This is a genomic window from Hymenobacter nivis, assembly GCF_006439025.1.
Lineage (GTDB): Bacteria > Bacteroidota > Bacteroidia > Cytophagales > Hymenobacteraceae > Hymenobacter > Hymenobacter nivis_A.
The window spans coordinates 14,025-30,641 of the sequence record NZ_RCYZ01000001.1 but is presented as its reverse complement, the minus strand read 5'-3'; the positions used below and the strand labels follow the sequence as shown (position 1 = coordinate 30,641).

The window sequence follows — 16,617 nt, the reverse complement described above, 5'->3', positions numbered from 1 at the left end:
GGGGCCCCATCCAGGCCCCGAAGAGTCTGGCCGGCTCAGCGGTTTCGGCCGGCCCGCGGCAGTGAGCGGGGAGTGGGGGCAGCCGCCAAAATAAATGTGGCGGCCGCTGCTGTTTGGTGGGGCGCAGGCCGGTATTTTTAGGGGCCCCATCCTTCGCTTCGCCCGTCTTTTCTGTATGGAAATACCTGTACCCTTCGCCTCCAAAGCTGCTCCCGAAGCACCCGTTGCTGCTCCGAAACGCCCGGTCTTGGCCTACCCCACGCTGGGCGAGAGCTGGGGCATCCTAGGGTGGTACCTGCTGGTTTCGCTGGTAGCCGGTGGCCTCTGCTACGCGGCGCTCAGCGTCACCCATTGGCCCCGGGCCCAACGGATAATGGTGGCGGCAACCGTCGCCAACGCGGCTCTGCTGGCGTTTCTGCGCTGGAAGGCGGGCGCGCGGTGGCAGCCCTGGCAGCTGCTGGGGCAGGCGCGGCCGTGGCTGCTTGTCGCGCTGCCCGCGGTGGTGGTAGCCAACATCTTGGTGCTTTCGCTGCTCAGCTTTCTGCACCTGCCCAACACCGCTGGCAGCCTTTTCGAGGAAGTAAGCCGAACGCCCGCCGTGGCCCTGCTGCTGGGGGCCGGCGCTGCCGCCGTGCTGGAGGAGCTGCTGTTTCGGGGCGTCATCCTAAATGGATTGCTGCAACATCAGCGGCCCTGGGTGGCCATTGGGCAGTCGGCGCTGCTCTTCGGGCTGATCCACTTCAATCCGGCGCAGAGCGTGAGCGCCGGGCTGTTCGGCCTGCTGCTGGGCTGGCTCTACTACCGCACCCGGTCGCTGGGCGTGTGCATGGCCATTCACGCGCTCAACAATTCCGTGGCGTTCATCGCCATGCGGTGGGCCCCGGCGGCCTGGCAAAAGGATTCGCTGGTCGAAGGGTTTGGCTCGGCCTGGGCGTATGCGGGGGCCGTGGGGCTGAGCGCGCTGGTGCTGGCCGCCGTGCTGTGGCGGGTGCGGCAAACCACCACGCCCCCGGCTGGGGCCCCGGGCGCGGCAGCCGACGAGGCACCGGCGGTTTGGGAAGCGGTGGCGGCGTAGGGCCCCGGTGGCGGGTGGCCGCGCGGTTCGTGCCAAGGGTCCCAAACGCCGACCTTTTTCGCGGTTACCTTTGTTGATTACGCGCGCCGAAAACCCCGCGCAACCAACGAAAAACGCTGAAAACCCGTGATTGTCTGCATTGCCGAAAAACCTAGCGTAGCCCGCGAAATTGCCACCGTGCTGGGCGCCACCCGCCGCATGGACGGTTACATGGAGGGCAACGGCTACCAGGTGACCTGGACCTTCGGCCACTTCTGCCAGCTGAAGGAACCCGACGACTACGACCCGGCCTGGAAGCGCTGGAGCCTGCACGCGCTGCCCATGGTGCCGGAGAGCTTCGGCATCAAGCTCATGCGCCGCGACGAGGGCGTGGTGAAGCAGTTCCACACCATCAAGCGGCTGATTGACGAGGCCACGGAGGTCATCAACTGCGGCGACGCGGGGCAGGAAGGGGAGGTGATTCAGCGCTGGGTGCTGATGGAGGCCAAGTGCCGCAAGCCGGTGAAGCGGCTCTGGATTTCGTCGCTCACCGAAGAGGCCATTCGGCAGGGGTTCAACAACTTGCGCGACGGCAAGGAATTCGACAAGCTCTACCAGGCGGGCAAGAGCCGCGCCGTGGGCGACTGGCTGCTGGGCCTAAACGCCACGCGCCTGTTCACGCTGAAATACACGACCTACCAGGACAAGCAGCTGCTGAGCATCGGGCGGGTGCAAACGCCCACGCTGGCCCTGCTGGTGGCCCGCCACCACGAAATCCAGAACTTCAAGCCCGAGCCCTACTGGGTGCTGCGCACCGAATACCGGGGCACGATGTTCGCCCACATTGCCCCGCCCAAGCAGGCCAAGGCCGCCGAAGACGCGCCCGACGAGAAGGAGCGCCTGAAGGCCCTGGGCTACTTCGTGACCGAAAAAGAGGCCAACGAAGCCCTGGAAGCCGTGCGCCCCGCGCCGCTCACCATCACCGATGTCGAGATTAAGAAAGGCCGTGAATCGCCGCCGCGCCTCTTCGACCTGACCTCGCTGCAAGTGCAGTGCAACAACCAGTTGGGCCTCTCGGCCGAGGACACGCTCAAGATTGTGCAGGCCCTGTACGAGAAGAAAGCGGTGAGCTACCCGCGGGTAGACACCACGTTTCTGCCCGACGACCAGTACCCGAAAATCCCCGGCATTTTGCGCGGCCTGGCCTACCCCACGCTCACGGCGCCGCTGCTGGCGGGCAAGATACCGAAGACGGGCAAGGTGTTCAACAACAACAAGGTAACCGACCACCACGCCATCATTCCGACCGGCGCGGCGGGCCCCAGCGGCGGTATGGAAAGTAGCGTGTACGACATCATCGCCCGGCGCTTCATCGCCGCGTTTTACCCCGATTGCGAGGTGAGCAACACCACTGTGCTGGCCGAGGCCGCCGAGCGCCCTTTCCGGGTGCGCGGCCGCCAGATCCTCAGCCCCGGCTGGCGCGTGGTGTACGGCGACCCAGCCCAGCAGGCCGCGCCCAAGCCCGCGCCCGCCGCCGGCGCCCAGCCCGGGGCCCCCGCCGCCGAGGACGACGACGTGGTGAGCACCGTGCTGCCCAGTTTCACGAAGGGCGAAAGCGGGCCCCACGCCCCGCGCCTCGACAGCAAGGTGACCCAGCCGCCCAAGGACTACACCGAGGCCAGCCTGCTGCGCGGCATGGAAACCGCTGGCCGCAACATCGACGACGAGGAATTGCGCCAGGCGATGAAGGAAAACGGCATTGGCCGCCCCAGCACCCGCGCCGCCATCATCGAAACGCTGTTCAAGCGGAACTACATCCGGCGCGAGAAAAAGCGCATCCTGCCCACACCCACGGGGGTGGAACTCATCGGGTTGATTCGCAACCCGACGCTGAAATCGGCGGAGCTGACCGGGCAGTGGGAGCACAAGCTGCGCCAAATCGAGCGCGGCGAACTCACCAGCGAGCAGTTTTTGGGCGAGCTCACCAACCTAGTGCGCGAGATGGTGCAGGAGGTGAAAACCGACGGCTCGGGCCGCGCCGTGACGAGCGGCAGCGCCGAGCAGCCCGCCGCCCGGGGCCCCCAGGGCGCCGCTGCGGTGGCGCCGGGCAGCAAGGCCACCGCCACGCCCGCGGCCAAGAAATCCGCCGACGCCACGGCTGGCCTGGGGCCCTGCCCGGTGTGCAAAACCGGCCACATCCTGCGCGGCAAAACGGCCTTCGGCTGCGCCCGCTTCCGCGAGGGCTGCCAGTTCCGGCTGCCGGCCGAGTTACAAGGCAAGAAGTTCAGCGACCCGCAAATCAAGGCGTTGCTCAGCAAGGGGCGCACGCCCATTATGAAGGGCTTCGTGGGACCCGACGGGCAGAAGTTCGACGCCGCCCTGGGCCTCGACGCGCAGCACCAGCCCGTGCTGCTGCCCGCCGCCGAAAGCAAGCCCACCACCGCCACCGACCCCGGCCAGATTCCGTGCCCGGTGTGCAAGCTCGGCACCATGCTGCGCGGCAGCAGCGCCTACGGCTGCTCGCGCTTCCGCGAGGACTGCCAGTTCCGCGTGCCTTTCGCCTGGGGCGGCAAGGAGCTGACCGATACGCAACTAAAGCAGCTGCTGCGCCGCGGCGAAACGGGCGTCATCAAGGGCTTCGTGTCGGCCAAAACCGGCAAAAAGTACGACGCGGCCTTGAAGGTGGACGAGGGGCGCGTGGTGCCAGTATTTGGCTAAAAATAGGGCCCCGGGGCCCTATTTTCTATTCAGCCGGTAGTGCAGGCGTAGATTGACTTGATGGTGCCGGCCAAAGTCGGTGGCGGCGCTGGGCTCCAGGGTAAAGCTGCTGTTGGCTAGGTGGATATTGGCCGCTGCAAAGCCCAGCGTGGAATTGATGGGACGTTCGCTGGTGGAGCTGAAAAGCGCAGAAAACGTTTGGGTGCTGGCGTCGGTGAGAGCCAGGCCGGCCACTACGTTGCCCCATTTGTCGGAGCCGAACCCCGAGCCCAGGCCGAAGCGGTAGAGGTAATTGCCCAAGCCTCCCGCGCCGTAGCCGGCATCGGCCTGCACGAACAGCAGCCGGCGGCTGCCTACCCATAGCTGCGCTTCGGGCAGGAAATGCAGGGTTTCTAGCGTTGAATCTCTGCGCGTAGCTCGGTTATTCAATAGGTTGCCCATGTGAAAGCCGAGGCGGTAGCCAATGCGCAAATCCTTCGTCATTCGGCCCTGCCCTTCGAAGTAAGGATTGACGTCGAAGAGATTGTAGTTGCTGACGAACCGTACGTGGTCGGTTTGCAGAGGGCCGTCGCCGGGCGGTTGCGGGGCGTAGCTCACCCGGTCGGTGCCGCCCCACATGCCCACGCCCAGCGTGCCTATTCCGCCGAGTCCACCCGGATTAACCTGTACGGCTACTTGTCCGCCCACGGCCCGGTAGTTGTGCAAGTAACCGTCCCGCTCCGCCAACTGTGAGCCGCCGCCGCACCCCCCGCCGGTGGTAGAAGAGTAATTGAAATCTTGGTCGAAAGCCCCCTGCGACGCGCCCACCGAAAAATCGATGGACCGCACCGAATCCTGGCTGGGGGCGGGGGCCTGGCTCATCAGCACGAGCAAGGCCAGGGCCCCGGCGAAGGCCAATCGCGGCGGCCCGTGCCACCCGGCCGCGGCCAAGGCCGGCCACCAGGCAGCCGCTTCGGCCAGCAACAGGGCCCCCAGCGCCACTTGCAGCACCCGGAACTCGGCTCCGGTGAGGGCGTGCGGGGCAAGCGCGGCCGTGAAGGCCAGCAGTGCCGCGGTGCCGGCCAGTTGCCGTGCCGGCCGTGGCGCGCTGGGTGCAGCCGCCCGGGCCACCGGGAAGACCGTGCCCCACCACCTCAACAGCGCCGCGCCGGCCAGGTGCAGCAGCCCCAGCTCCAACACGCTCCACTGGATAGCCAGCAGCCGCAAGCCACCCAGCACCAGCGGCTGGGCCCCCAGGGTTTGGCTGGCCGGGTCGCGCCACTGGCACAGCCCGCCCCACACCAGCAGCAGGGCCCCCGTGCCCAGTAAGTAGCGCGTGCCGGCTGGCCAGGCGCGGCGGCGCGTGGCCCAGGTGGCTCCGGCCAGCGCCAGGCACAGCACCAGTCCGTACAGCTGCGTGGGAACCACCGGCAGCGCGTGCGGGGCCCCGGCGGCCAGCAGGCCCCGCGCCACCTGAGCGGCGTAGGGCCCCGTGCCAGGCCCGAAGCTTATGCCCAAGCCAGTGTTGCCCGCCAGCTCGCCCCAGCAGCAGCCGGCCGCCAGGCAGCCCAGGCACTGCACGGCCAGCCCCGCCGCTAGGGGCCCCACAAACGCATCGAATGCTGCCCAGCCCAGGCCCAACCACCGCCGCAACGCCAACAGCACCAAGCTGCTGGCGGCAATGCCACCCAACGCCGAGCGCACCGGGTATGCCCCCAGCGCCGCGCCGCCGGGCCCCAGCGAAGACCAGTCGGTCAGCGGCAGCACCACCAGTTTGCAGCCCACCACAAAAGCCAGCAGCGTGGCGGCCTGCATCAGCAGCCAGGGGCGCAGCGCGAAGCCGCGCCGCTGGCCTTCCAGCAGCAACAACAGTTGGTAGGTGGCCACGGCCAGTAAGTAGCAGGCTGTGTAGTGGCCGGGCCGAAAAACGGCGGGCAGTTCGAAAGTATAAAGGAACATGGGCCGTGCGTTGGAAAGGAGGGGAGACGGCTAGAAAGGTAGCCGCCCGTCCTGCCCAAACACGATCCAAAAAACACAACCGTTAGACTCGCCACTGCCCAATATGCGCGATATAGACTATTGATTATTAGTGCTTAAAGCAAAAAGCATTAGACTTATGGTCGGCCTATTAATTGGCTACTTTTCCGCGTCCGGGGCATCAAACTCAATCAGGTTCTTCACCATGCCCTTGAAAATGATGCCGTGGAAGGGCAGCACCGAGTACCAGTACAGGCGGCCGGCCAGGCCCTGGGGGCGGTAGGCGGCCAGCTGCTCCAGGGCGTGGGTACCGTCCTCGTTGTCCACGATGCGGAACTGGAGCCAGGCCTCGCCGGGCAGGCGCATTTCGGCGTAGAGCAGTAGGCGCTTGGCGGCGCGGTCGGCCACCAGCACGCGCCAGAAATCGAGCGGGTCGCCGGCGCGCAGGCGGCTGGGCGAGCGGCGGCCCCGGCGCAGGCCCACGCCGCCCACCAGCTTGTCCATCAGGCCCCTGATGCGCCAGAGCCAGTCGGTTTTGTACCAGCCCCGCTCGCCGCCGATGCGCCAGATATTGTCCAGCACCTCGGCCACGGGCCGCGTAAAGGGCCGCAGCTGCCGGTCGAAAAACATCCCGTTTTTGGGGATTTGGATGGCGTCCATGTAGTTCTGGCGCAGGGTGCCGCTGCTCATGGCGTCGCTCCAGCTGCTCACCACCTCGTTCTGCTCGATGCGCTGGAAGGCCAGGGCCAGGGCCTCGCGGTAGCTCATGCACTGGTGCGGCACGGCGCGGGCAATGCTGCGGGCGGGGTCGGCCACGGTGTCGTTCTTGAGGCTTTCCACCAGGCTTTGGGCCAGCGAAAACGAGGTGCTGGTGACCAAGTACAGCCACCACGACGAGAGCCGCGGCGTGAGCACGGGCACCGTCACGATCCAGCGCTTGTAGCCACGCTGGGCCGCCAGCCCGAGCAGCATCTCTTTGTAGGTCAGCACGTCGGGCCCCCCCAAGTCGAAACTTTGGCCCAGGCAAGCGGGGTTGCCGAGCACGGCCACTAGGTAAAACATCACGTCGCGGATGCCCAGCGGCTGGCAGCGCGAGTCCAGCCAGCGCGGCGTCACCATCACCGGCAGCTTCTCCACAATGTCGCGGATGATCTCGAACGAAGCCGAGCCCGACCCGATGATGATGCTGGCCCGCAGTACTGTGAGTTGGGCTCGTTGGGCACCGGCCAGCACGTCTTCCACGGCGCTGCGCGAGCGCAGGTGCACGCTCAGGTCGTGGTCGTTGGCGATGCCGGAAAGGTAGATGACCTGCCGGGCCCCGGTGCGGTCGAGGTACTGCGCGAAGTGGCGCGCCGAGTCCTGCTCCAGCTGGAAGAAATCCTTATCGCCCCCGCTCATCGAGTGCACCAGGTAGTAGGCCGCGTCGATGTCCAGGGGCAGGTCGGCCAGGGTTTCGGGCTTTAGCAAGTCGCCCTGCACGGCGCTCACCTGCGCGCGTCGGGCCTCGGGCAGCGTATCGGGCAGGGCAAAGCGGCGGGCGTCGCGCACGAGGCATACCACCTCGTGGCCGGCCTCGGCTAAGCCCGGGAGTAGGCGCTGGCCAATGTAGCCGGTGGCCCCGGTGAGTAAAATTTTCATGGGCGACGAGGAAAAAAACGGTGGGGCCCCGGGCCGGGGCTCCGCGCAACGGTGTTTTTGAGAACGTGAAAAGGCTGCACATGTTCGGTCCCGGGGCCCCAAAACTGCCACCTTGGGGCCTCGGGGCCGCACGCAGGGGGCAGCCCCGGGCAGGTTGGTATTTTGGCGGGGCGAGTACCTAACCGCTATCTTGGTTGTATTATAAAAAGATAAATAATAAATAATATTAGTTTACTGTTGAGCTTATTCATAATAACGGATGGTGCTGACTGGCAAATTGCTAACGCAGTGCGCCCCTCATTGCTCTTAGGTTGGCTGGCCTATAACACCGGCAACTAGTGCAATTGATGAATTACCCGTAAGTTGTACATTGTTTAGGGCTACCGGACTTGTTGCGGCTGAATTGCGCAACAGATAGAGATAGGTTTTTTGCTGTTTTTTCATGGTTTCTTTCCCTCCCGCTACCGGCTTAAAACCCGACCTGGCCGCCGAGCTAGCGGCCGAACGGGCCCGCTGCCTGGCGTTGGAGGCCCGGGTGGCCGCCCTCGAGCAAGAAGTGGCCACCGCCCAGCAAGCGGCCCATCGCCATGAAAACGAGCTGCTGGCGGTGCTGCGGGCCATTCCCGTGGCCACAATGCTGCTCGACGGTAATAACCAGGTCCGGTTTGTGAGTGACGAGTGCCGCGACATGTTTGCACTGCCCGCAGACAGTGTGCAAGACCTCAATGAGCAGCGCAATGCCTCGGGCATGTTGGCCGATCAGCGGCTGCTGGCCGATCCGGTAAGCGTTGGGGCCCGAATGCAGGCGATGCGGGAGGCTAACCAAACGTCGCTCAACAACGACTTTGCGTTGGCCGACGGCCGCATTATTGCGGTGGACTACCTGGTGCTGGACGGTGGGGGTGCGGGGTATCTGCTCAGCGCCCGCGATGTGACGAAACAACGGCGTACCGAACAGCAATTAGTGGAGCAGCAAGCCTTTTATGAGGATGTATTGATGCACTTGCCCTCGGCCGTGTCGGTGCTGGACGCCGACTTGCGGTATCTGTTCGTGAACGCCACCTCTGAGCCCGACCAGGCGTTGCGGAGGGCGATGGTGGGATGCAACACGACGGAAAGCTACGGCCTGCGCGGCCGCTCCCAGCTGCAAGCCGAGCTGCGGCAGCAGCGCCTGGAGCGGGCCGTGCAGCAGCGGCGCGAGGTAACGTGGGAAGAACGACTGCTGTACAGCGGCAAGGAACGCTGCTGGCTGGGCAGTGCCCAGCCCTTGTTTGGCCCGGATGGGGCCCTGCGGATGGTTATGCTAACGGGCATCGACATCAGCGAACGCCTGCGCATCGAGCAGAAAATGGCGCATCAGCGCGAGTTTTACGAGGCCATCCTCAATCAATTACCCGTTGACATTGCCGTGTTTGACCCGGCCCACCGCTACCTGTACGCCAACCCCGCCTCCATTGCCGACGCCGAGGTGCGGGAGCAGGCCATGGGCATGACCAACCGGGAATACTGCGCTTGGCGGGGGCGCCCGGCCGAGGTGGCCGTGCAGCGCGAGCGGGTATTTAACCAGGTGCTGCGCCAGCGGGCCGACGCGGCCTGGGAGGAAACCGTGGAAACTTCCACCGGCCTGCAGCAGAAAATGCGGCGCCTGCGGCCGGTGTTTGGGGCGGACGGGGCCCTGCGCATGGTGGTGGGCTCGGGGCTGGACGTGACGGAGCGCTACCTGGCCGAGCGCGAGCTGCGGCGGGCCAAGCTGGCGGCCGAGCAGGCGGCCCTGGCCCGCGAGAGCTTCCTTTCCAACATGAGCCACGAAATTCGCACGCCCCTGAACGCGGTGCTGGGCATGGCGGGCCTGCTGGCGCGCAACACCCCGCTCACGCCCCGGCAGCAGGAGTACGTGGGGGCCATCCGCACGGCGGGCCAGCACCTGCTGGGGGTGCTCAACGACGTGCTCGATATCGCCAAGATTACCTCGGCCGAGCAGGGCCCCGAGCACGAGCCCTTCGACCTGGCGGCCGCGCTGCACGCCGTGGGGCAGATGTTGGCCCACCAGGCCACCGAGAAAAACCTGGCCCTGACCCTCGACTTGGCGCCGCTGCCGTGGGTGCGCGGCGACGCCCTGCGCCTGCGCCAGGTGCTGGTGAACCTGCTCGGCAACGCCCTCAAGTTCACCGAGCGGGGCACCGTGGCGCTGCGCGCCCGGGTGCTGGCCCGCCCCGCCGGGGCCCTCACCGTGGCCTTCCGCGTGACGGATACGGGGCTGGGCATTCCGGCCGACCGGCAGGAGGCAATCTTTGAGAGCTTCGCGCAGGCCTCGGCCGATACGGCGCGCCAGTTTGGGGGCACTGGGCTGGGGCTCACCATCAGCAGCCGCCTCGTAGAGCAGCTGGGCGGGCGCTTGCTGGTGAGCAGCGCCCCGGGCGAGGGCACCACCTTCGCCTTCGCCCTCACCTTTGCCGAAGCCGCCGCCCCTGCCCCCGAAGCGTCGGCGGGCGCGGGGGCCTCCACGCCCCCGCCGGCCGCCGGCGTGGCCCGTGGCCTGCGGGTGCTGCTGGTGGAAGACAACGAGCTGAACCGCCAGCTGGTGCAGTACGTGCTGGAGCACCAGGGCCTGGTGGTGGACAGCGCCGTGAACGGCGCGGGGGCCCTGGCCCTGTTTGCCCAGGCCCGCTACGACGTGGTGCTGATGGACATTAAGATGCCCGACATGAGCGGCGTGGAGGTGACGGCCCGCATACGCCGCGACCCCGACCGTACCCGGGCCCGCACGCCCATCATCGCCCTCACGGCCAACGCTTTTCAGGGCGACTACGACAAGTACCTGGCTGCGGGCATGGACGACCACCTGGCCAAGCCCTTCGAGGCCGACGAGCTGCTGCGCAAGATTGTGGCCGTGCAGTAGGGCCCCTGCGCTATGCGGCCGGCGGCGGGGTGCCTTGGCCCACCATCTGCGAGAAGCTTTTGGCGGCCTGCGTGAACTCGGAGGGGATGAGCACCACGGTGGTCGTGTTGTTGTCGATGCCGATTTCCGAGAGCATCTGCATGCGGCGCAGCTCCAGGGCAATGGGGCTTTTTTCCATTTCCAGGGCCCCCTGCGTGAGTTTGAGCGAGGCCTCCAGCTCGGCTTCGGCCTTGATGATGCGGGCGCGCTTCTCGCGGATGGCCTCGGCCTCGCGCGCCATCGCCCGCTGCATGGACTCCGGAATCTCGACGTCCTTGATTTCGACCAGCTCGATTTTAACGCCCCAGGCCTCGGTGGCCGCATCCACAATTTGCAGCAGGGCCCCGTTGATTTGGGCCCGCTCGCGCAGCACCTCGTCGAGCTGGTTTTGCCCAATAATGTTGCGCAGCGCCGTGACCGAAAGCTGGTACACCGCCTTGTTGTAGTCGGCTACCTTAATCACTGCATCGGCCGGGTTGAGCACCTTGAACCACAGCACGGCGTTCACCTTGATGGTCACGCTGTCCTTGGTGATGGTTTCCTGCTGCTCCAGTTCCACCGTTTTGGTGCGCATGTCGATGGTTTGCTGGCGCTCCATAAACGGGATGAGGAAGTACAGCCCGGGGCCCCGGGTACCCGTGTAGCGCCCCAGCCGGAACACAATGGCGCGCTGGTATTCCTGTGCAATGCGCAGGCTGAGCACGAGGAGAACGAGCACGATGGCAAGCAGAACGAGTGGCGACATGGCCGAAAGAATGGGTGAGTTTGGGGGATGTATCGCCGCGCAAAGCGGAACATTACAGCCAACCCCGTCTACGGCTGCCGGCCAATAATTTGCAGCGTCTTGGCGTCGCGCACGCCGCCGAAAAACTTTGCCAAAACCGCTTGAAAAATTGGGTCAGCGCCCGGCACAGCGGCAAACAGCGTCATGGATGACTTGAGTTTTAAATCGTCGGGACTGCCAAAAATCCGGCCTGCATCGCTACCAGCCAGCCCCAGCAGCGCCGTGCAAATTTCCACCAGCCGGGGCCCCAAAACGGGGTGCTGGGCGTAGGCCGCTGCCTCGGCCAAGTCGGCAATGGCGTAGTGCTGGGAAATCTCACTGAACCCCAACCCCTGAATCTGGGGGAAGATGTACCACATCCAGTGGTTGCGCTTGCGGCCGTTTTTCACCTCGGTCAGGGCCTGCGGATACGCCGTTTCCTGGGCGCTGACGAACCTTTGTAAGTTGAAGGCATTGGCCATAAATCAGTTCATCTTTTCTGTATGGTCTACGCCGCTTAGCACGGATTGCGTTGAGTTAAACGCTCGCTGCACGGGTTTCCTGCGTCAAGCGGCTCCGTTGCCCCACTTTTTCACTACTGCTGGATTGGCTAAAATAAATTCAGCATACATCTTCTGCCACAAGTCAAAAGGAATTGCCGTTTCCTCGTCTACGTCGTCAAAAAAACCCAATGCTTGCATCTGCCCGATAGTAACCTAAGAGCGTCTATATCATCAAGAGAAATTTCACCATGGCCGTAGCGTCTGGGGCCCTCTTTTAGTGAATACCATAGCAGATACTCGATATGCATCATCCAGCCGGCGTAGTAGCAGCGCTCTGAAATGTTGCCCATTGTGTACGCCAATAACCATTCATCTTCTCCGTTCTCTATTATCATATCAAAAAACGATTTGCCTCTTATTCAAGTGAAAAAGTTTATTAACTCGCTTTAAGATCTATCGTTGATTGGGCCGGGAGGCAACCACTTACCGGCCCACCACGGGCAGCACGGCGGGGCTCTCGTGGCCGGCGGCGTCGACGCTGGCGATGCCGAAGGTGAAGTTGTCCTTGCTGATGGGCAAGTCGGCTTTGAGGTCCGTCACGAGGTAGCGCTGCTGCCACTGCGGCGCGTCGCTGGCGCGGATGAGCACGGCGTAGGCGGCCGGCTTGGGGCCCCCGGTGGGCGCCTGCCAGCGCAGCTCGGTGCGGTTGGTGAGGTTGGCGGTGAGGACTTCGACCTTGGCGGGGGCGGCGGGGGCCAGGGCCAGGCTGGCCATGGTGGCCAGGTTAATACCGGCGTTGCGGCGCAGGTAGGCGTAGTCCACACCCGAAGCCACGTCGCCGTAGGCGCGGCCGTTTTCGGTGCGCAGGTCCTGGTGCTGGTGGCTGAAGTCCTCGTTCATCTCCGTAAAGCGCACGGCGGCAAAGCCTTGGGCGTTGAACGGCGTGTGGTCACCGCCGCGCAGGAAACGGTCGGGGCGGTTGATGAGCACCAGCTCCTGGCCCTTGGTGTAGACGAGGGCGGCGCGCTGGGCAGTGCGGGCGAGCTGGCGGCTGGGGGCGTCGTTTTCGGAGCTGAGCTGGCGGCGCTGGCGGGCCTGCTCGGGGGTTTCGGTGGCTGGCACGCCCTCGCTGAACACGCGCAGCTTGGTGGCGTCGCTCAGGTCGGGGTCGTGGCCGTGCGAGTTGCCCACGATGTCGTTGTTGAGCATGGCCACCACATTCCAGCCCTCTTTCTTGGCGCGCTCGGCCAGGTGGGTCGAGCCGTAGAGGCCCTGCTCTTCGCCCTGCACCACCGCAAATTTCAGGGTGCACGGGAATTTCTGGCCGGCCAGCACGCGGGCCAGCTCCATCACCAGCACCGTGCCCGAGCCGTCGTCGTTGGCGCCGGGGGCGTCGGCGGTGGCGTTCATCACGTCGCTTACCCGCGAGTCGATGTGGCCGCTCACGAGGATGACGCGCGTGTCGGTGGGGTCGGTGCCGGGCAGCGTGGCCAGCACGTTGGCCATCAGCACCGGCCGGTTGATGCGGCGGCCGTCGGGCTTTACGGTGAAGGTGTCCATTTCCACCTTTAGGCGGCCGCCGCCGGCTTTGCTGTATTTCTCAAACTCGCCCTGCACCCACCGGCGGGCCGCCCCGATGCCGCGCGTGGGGCTTTGGGTGTCGCTCAGGGTGTGGCGGGTACCGAAGCTGACGAGCTTTTCGATGTCAGTTTGCAGGTTTTTGGCCGAAATCTCGTTCACCAGCTTGGCAATGGCTGGGTCGGCCTTGGGCAGCAGCGGGGCGGGGGAGGGGGCCGTTTGGGCAGCGGCAGCCAGCGGCAGCAGGGCCAGGAGGAAAATTGCTTTCATACAGCGGTAAACATACGCGGCCTGGGTTAAACACAAAAAAGCCCGCGCCACCAAGGGCGCGGGCTTTTCAAAAACGCTGCACATGGGGCCCCCGGAAAGCGGCAAAAAAGCCAGCCGCCCGGGGCCCTAAATTGGCGCTAGGCGCGCTGGTAGATGGGGTCTACCTGTTTGAAATACGGGTTTACGCCCTCGTCCGAATCCAGGTCGAGCAGCATCAGGTCCACAAACTGGTAGGCGTCGGTTTTGCCTTCCAGCACGGGGCCCAGCTCCTGCATGAACTCGGGGCCGGCGGCGTCGCTCTCGAAGGCCAGCAGCAGGCGGGGCGTTTCGGGGGCGTTGGCAAGCTGCATCTGGGCCAGGTAGGCGGTGCGCAGGTGCGGCTGGGTGGCGGCCCAGGCCACCACGGCATCGGCCACGGCGGTGGGGTAGTTTTCGGGCTGGCTCAGCAGCACCTCGGCATCGCCGCCGGCGGGCGAGGTGGGGCCCGTGAGCTGGCCGTTGAGCAGGGCCTCAATCTCCTCCTTGGGCAGCAGCTTGCCGGCGGGCGAGAAGGGGTTCAGCACGCAGTCCTGGCCCTGCACCATGCTGAAAAACGCGTGGCCGGGGATGCGCACGTAGCTCACCTCGCTGGCGTCCTGGCCGCCGTCGGTGAGGCGGGTGGGGGAAGTGAAGATGGGCAGTTTGCCGTCGGTGAGCACCTGGAGCTGGATTTGCGCGCCCTCGGTGGGTACTACGTCGCCGGGGCCCACGCCCTCTTCGGGGGCTAGAATCATCAGGATTTCCTCCTGCATCAGGGCCTGGTAGAAGGCCGGGCGGGCCTGCTCCTCGGTGGCGGCCATCAGCAGCAGCTGCTCCAGCACGTTCTCGGGCTCGAACGGGAACGGCAGCGGCTCGGGGGCCGGGAAGGGCAGCGGGGTGGCCGGTACCGGCGCGGGCTCGGGGGCCGGCGTCTTGAAGTTGGAGCCCTGGTAGCGGGGCCCGGCGGGCTTGCCGGCGGCATCGGCCGGTGCCGCGGGGGCCCCGGGCGAAGCGGGGGCAGGGGCCCCGGGGGTGGCAGGGGTGGGGGCCGGCGCGTCGGCGGGCTTATTCTCGGGCTTATTTTTTAGAAAGTCAAGCAGACCCATGAGGCAAAGAAAAAGAGCAGTGGAATGGGCCGCAAAGTACGGCCCGGACGGGAAATGGGCCAGGGCCCCGGGGAGCAGCCGGCCGATTTTTAGCCAGCGGTCGGCTAATTATAGAATTATTATCGGGGCCCATAGCAGGGCCCCAGCACTTGGAAACCGCCTGAACCGGACCTGTCCTGCTGCGCTTGCGAAGCATTTTATTGGGTTACAACAGGTCGTTCAGCGGTGAAAGATGGTTCGCAAGCGCAGCAGGACAAGACCTGCTTTGGATGGTCGTTTACTCGCCGACATTGGGGCAGGCGGTAAGCTGGCGCTCGACCTCCTGGATGGTGCGGGGCGCGGCGTGGTTGCCCCAGTTGTTCTCGATGTAGTTCAGCAGGTTAGTGAGGCGGGCGGGGCTGAGCTGCTTGTCATCGACGCGGGCGGCGGGCATCACCTGGTTGTAGAGCACGCCGTTTACCGTCATGGGGCCGTGCACGCCGCGGCGCAGCAGGCAGGGCAGCTCGGCGCGGTGCAGGGCCAGGTAGTCAGCCCCGGCCAAGGGCGGGATGAGGCGGCCCAGGCCCTGGCCGGCGTCGCCGTGGCAGCCGGCGCAGGCCTCGGCGTAGAGGCGCGCGCCCTGGTGGCGGTTGTTGGAGAAGCAGCCGGGCAGCGAGAGGCAGGCCACCACGCCCAGGGCCCCCAACCCGAGGCAGCGCCCGATCATTGGGCGGCGGTGGCCTGGGGGTGGCGCTCCGCGATTTCGGCCAGCAGCACGGGCAGCTCCTTTTGCAGGCGCGCTACTTCGTTGGCGTCCAGGCTGTCATAAAGACCGCGGATGTGGCCTTGGTCGTCCACCAAAGCGAAGGTACCGTTGTGCGCGAAGCCGCCGGGGGCCTCTTTGTCGGGCTGGGCGGCCGTGAAGAAGCCCTTGGCCAGCCCGTACACCGTATCGCGGGCGGTGGCCGAGTGGCCGGTCGTCACGAAGTGCCAACGGGCGGCATTCGTCACGCCCAGGCGCTGGGCGTAATCGTCCAGCACGGCCAGCGAATCGTGGGCCGGGTCGATGGTGAACGACACGAAGGCCACGCGCGGGTCGGTGGCGTAGGGCTTGAACACCGAGAGCAGGGCCCCGTTCATCTTCGGGCAAATGCCGGGGCAGGTGGCGAAGAAGAAATCGGTGATGTAGGCGCGGCCCGCCAGCGTCTGGTTCGTGACGGGCTTACCGGCCTGGTCCACGGCCTTAAAGGCAGGGGCAGTGGCAAAAATGGTATCGGCGGGGCCCCCGTTGGGGTTGGGGCGCACGTCGCGCTCGCCCAGAATGGGCAGGCGGGCGGCTTGGTCGGCACTGGGGCCCGAGCAGGCCGTGAGCAGGGCGGCGGCCAGCGCGGGGGCCAGCCAAAAGCGAATCGACATAGCTTATTTAGTGGCGGGGGCGGGGGTGCCCGGCGCTTGCTTCAACAACGCGGCGGCCGAATCGATGGTGCCGTGCATCTGCTTTTCCACGGCTTGCAGCTTGGCCTGCTGCTGCTGGATGTAGGCCAGGCGGGCGGGGGCGGGCGTGGTGACGGTGTCGGGGGCGTGGTAGCCGTGCATCCAGGCCATCATGGCGTTTTCGGCGGCCTGCAGGCCGTGCGCGTAGGGCACCGCGCCCGCGGGCTTGGCGGCGGCAATCTGCTGGCGCAATTCAAAGAGGTGGCCGGTCTGGGCCATCACCGAATCGTGGCGGTCCATGAGCAGGTTTTCGGCGGCGCGGGCGCTGGCAGCGGGCGAATCGGCGGTGGTGGTGGGCGAGCAGGCGGCCAAGCCGGCGGCGGCCGCCAGGGCCACAAATAGGGTTTTGGGAGTAAATGCCTTCATGGCGCAAAGGTACCGGCCAGCGGCGTGCCCGCTGCGCAGCGGGCCGGGGTGCCGGCTTTTCGCCGCCTGTCGGGTAATCTTTGGGGAAGGGTTGCGAACAAGTAGGGGCCCCGGATGGGCGGTAATCTTTGGGGGAAGATTTGCGGGCAAGTAAGGGCCCCGGATGGGCGGCGATTCAACGATTTTCCGGCAGCCGGCGAAAAGCCGGCCGCCCAGCCCGCCCAAACCCGGCGGGG

The 16,617-nt window shown here is 65.9% G+C and carries 12 protein-coding genes; 3 read left to right on the top strand and 9 right to left on the bottom strand.

Going from position 1 to position 16,617, the window contains the following annotated elements; all coding sequences use genetic code 11:
* Positions 1 to 175 precede the first annotated feature (175 nt).
* Together EAH73_RS00115 and EAH73_RS00110 are read left to right on the top strand one after the other, a co-directional pair.
* Positions 176 to 1,075, top strand: a complete 900-nt coding sequence (locus EAH73_RS00115; protein WP_161599392.1) for a CPBP family intramembrane glutamic endopeptidase — start codon at positions 176 to 178, stop codon at positions 1,073 to 1,075.
* A 126-nt stretch (positions 1,076 to 1,201) separates the two neighbouring features.
* Complete coding sequence (locus EAH73_RS00110) at positions 1,202 to 3,772, top strand: type IA DNA topoisomerase (protein ID WP_140464285.1); 2,571 nt, start codon at positions 1,202 to 1,204, stop codon at positions 3,770 to 3,772.
* A gap of 18 nt (positions 3,773 to 3,790) precedes the next feature.
* Here EAH73_RS00110 and EAH73_RS00105 read toward each other — a convergent pair whose 3' ends face one another.
* Complete coding sequence (locus EAH73_RS00105) at positions 3,791 to 5,710, bottom strand: prolipoprotein diacylglyceryl transferase family protein (protein WP_140464284.1); 1,920 nt, start codon at positions 5,708 to 5,710, stop codon at positions 3,791 to 3,793.
* 177 nt (positions 5,711 to 5,887) lie between these two features.
* Positions 5,888 to 7,366: an SDR family oxidoreductase gene (locus EAH73_RS00100; RefSeq protein WP_140464283.1), complete on the bottom strand. Its 1,479-nt coding sequence runs from the start codon at positions 7,364 to 7,366 to the stop codon at positions 5,888 to 5,890.
* Positions 7,367 to 7,808: 442 nt separating this feature from the next.
* Between EAH73_RS00100 and EAH73_RS00095 the strand changes: the two genes are divergently transcribed.
* Positions 7,809 to 10,265, top strand: coding sequence for a response regulator (locus tag EAH73_RS00095; protein WP_140464282.1), 2,457 nt, complete (start codon positions 7,809 to 7,811; stop codon positions 10,263 to 10,265).
* 10 nt (positions 10,266 to 10,275) lie between these two features.
* Here the strand turns inward: EAH73_RS00095 and EAH73_RS00090 are convergent, their stop codons facing one another.
* The 7 genes from EAH73_RS00090 to EAH73_RS00060 form a co-directional block, all read right to left on the bottom strand.
* On the bottom strand, positions 10,276 to 11,049 hold the full coding sequence (locus tag EAH73_RS00090) for a slipin family protein (RefSeq protein WP_140464281.1): 774 nt from the start codon (positions 11,047 to 11,049) through the stop codon (positions 10,276 to 10,278).
* Positions 11,050 to 11,117: 68 nt separating this feature from the next.
* Positions 11,118 to 11,549 (bottom strand): DUF1810 domain-containing protein, encoded by a 432-nt coding sequence (locus EAH73_RS00085; protein WP_140464280.1) that lies wholly within the window; start codon positions 11,547 to 11,549, stop codon positions 11,118 to 11,120.
* Positions 11,550 to 12,053: 504 nt separating this feature from the next.
* A complete protein-coding gene (locus tag EAH73_RS00080; protein WP_140464279.1) occupies positions 12,054 to 13,418 on the bottom strand; it encodes a M28 family peptidase in 1,365 nt (454 codons plus the stop codon).
* A gap of 137 nt (positions 13,419 to 13,555) precedes the next feature.
* Positions 13,556 to 14,542: an enhanced serine sensitivity protein SseB C-terminal domain-containing protein gene (locus EAH73_RS00075; RefSeq protein ID WP_140464278.1), complete on the bottom strand. Its 987-nt coding sequence runs from the start codon at positions 14,540 to 14,542 to the stop codon at positions 13,556 to 13,558.
* Between the two features lie 277 nt (positions 14,543 to 14,819).
* A complete protein-coding gene (locus EAH73_RS00070; RefSeq protein WP_140464277.1) occupies positions 14,820 to 15,248 on the bottom strand; it encodes a c-type cytochrome in 429 nt (142 codons plus the stop codon).
* Positions 15,245 to 15,937 (bottom strand): SCO family protein, encoded by a 693-nt coding sequence (locus tag EAH73_RS00065; RefSeq protein ID WP_140464276.1) that lies wholly within the window; start codon positions 15,935 to 15,937, stop codon positions 15,245 to 15,247. The genes EAH73_RS00070 and EAH73_RS00065 overlap by 4 nt, the downstream gene beginning before the upstream one ends.
* A 3-nt stretch (positions 15,938 to 15,940) precedes the next feature.
* Entirely contained in the window at positions 15,941 to 16,381 is a 441-nt protein-coding gene (locus tag EAH73_RS00060) for a hypothetical protein (RefSeq protein ID WP_140464275.1), read from the bottom strand.
* Between the last annotated feature and the right edge of the window lie 236 nt (positions 16,382 to 16,617).

Bases quoted from the DNA above. Each gene is read 5' to 3' on its own strand.
- EAH73_RS00115 (WP_161599392.1), top strand. From the start codon at position 176: ATGGAAATACCTGTACCCTTCGCCTCCAAAGCTGCTCCCGAAGCACCC.
- EAH73_RS00105 (WP_140464284.1), bottom strand. From the start codon at position 5,710: ATGTTCCTTTATACTTTCGAACTGCCCGCCGTTTTTCGGCCCGGCCAC.
- EAH73_RS00100 (WP_140464283.1), bottom strand. From the start codon at position 7,366: ATGAAAATTTTACTCACCGGGGCCACCGGCTACATTGGCCAGCGCCTA.
- EAH73_RS00095 (WP_140464282.1), top strand. From the start codon at position 7,809: ATGGTTTCTTTCCCTCCCGCTACCGGCTTAAAACCCGACCTGGCCGCC.
- EAH73_RS00090 (WP_140464281.1), bottom strand. From the start codon at position 11,049: ATGTCGCCACTCGTTCTGCTTGCCATCGTGCTCGTTCTCCTCGTGCTC.
- EAH73_RS00085 (WP_140464280.1), bottom strand. From the start codon at position 11,549: ATGGCCAATGCCTTCAACTTACAAAGGTTCGTCAGCGCCCAGGAAACG.
- EAH73_RS00080 (WP_140464279.1), bottom strand. From the start codon at position 13,418: ATGAAAGCAATTTTCCTCCTGGCCCTGCTGCCGCTGGCTGCCGCTGCC.
- EAH73_RS00075 (WP_140464278.1), bottom strand. From the start codon at position 14,542: ATGGGTCTGCTTGACTTTCTAAAAAATAAGCCCGAGAATAAGCCCGCC.
- EAH73_RS00070 (WP_140464277.1), bottom strand. From the start codon at position 15,248: ATGATCGGGCGCTGCCTCGGGTTGGGGGCCCTGGGCGTGGTGGCCTGC.
- EAH73_RS00065 (WP_140464276.1), bottom strand. From the start codon at position 15,937: ATGTCGATTCGCTTTTGGCTGGCCCCCGCGCTGGCCGCCGCCCTGCTC.
- EAH73_RS00060 (WP_140464275.1), bottom strand. From the start codon at position 16,381: ATGAAGGCATTTACTCCCAAAACCCTATTTGTGGCCCTGGCGGCCGCC.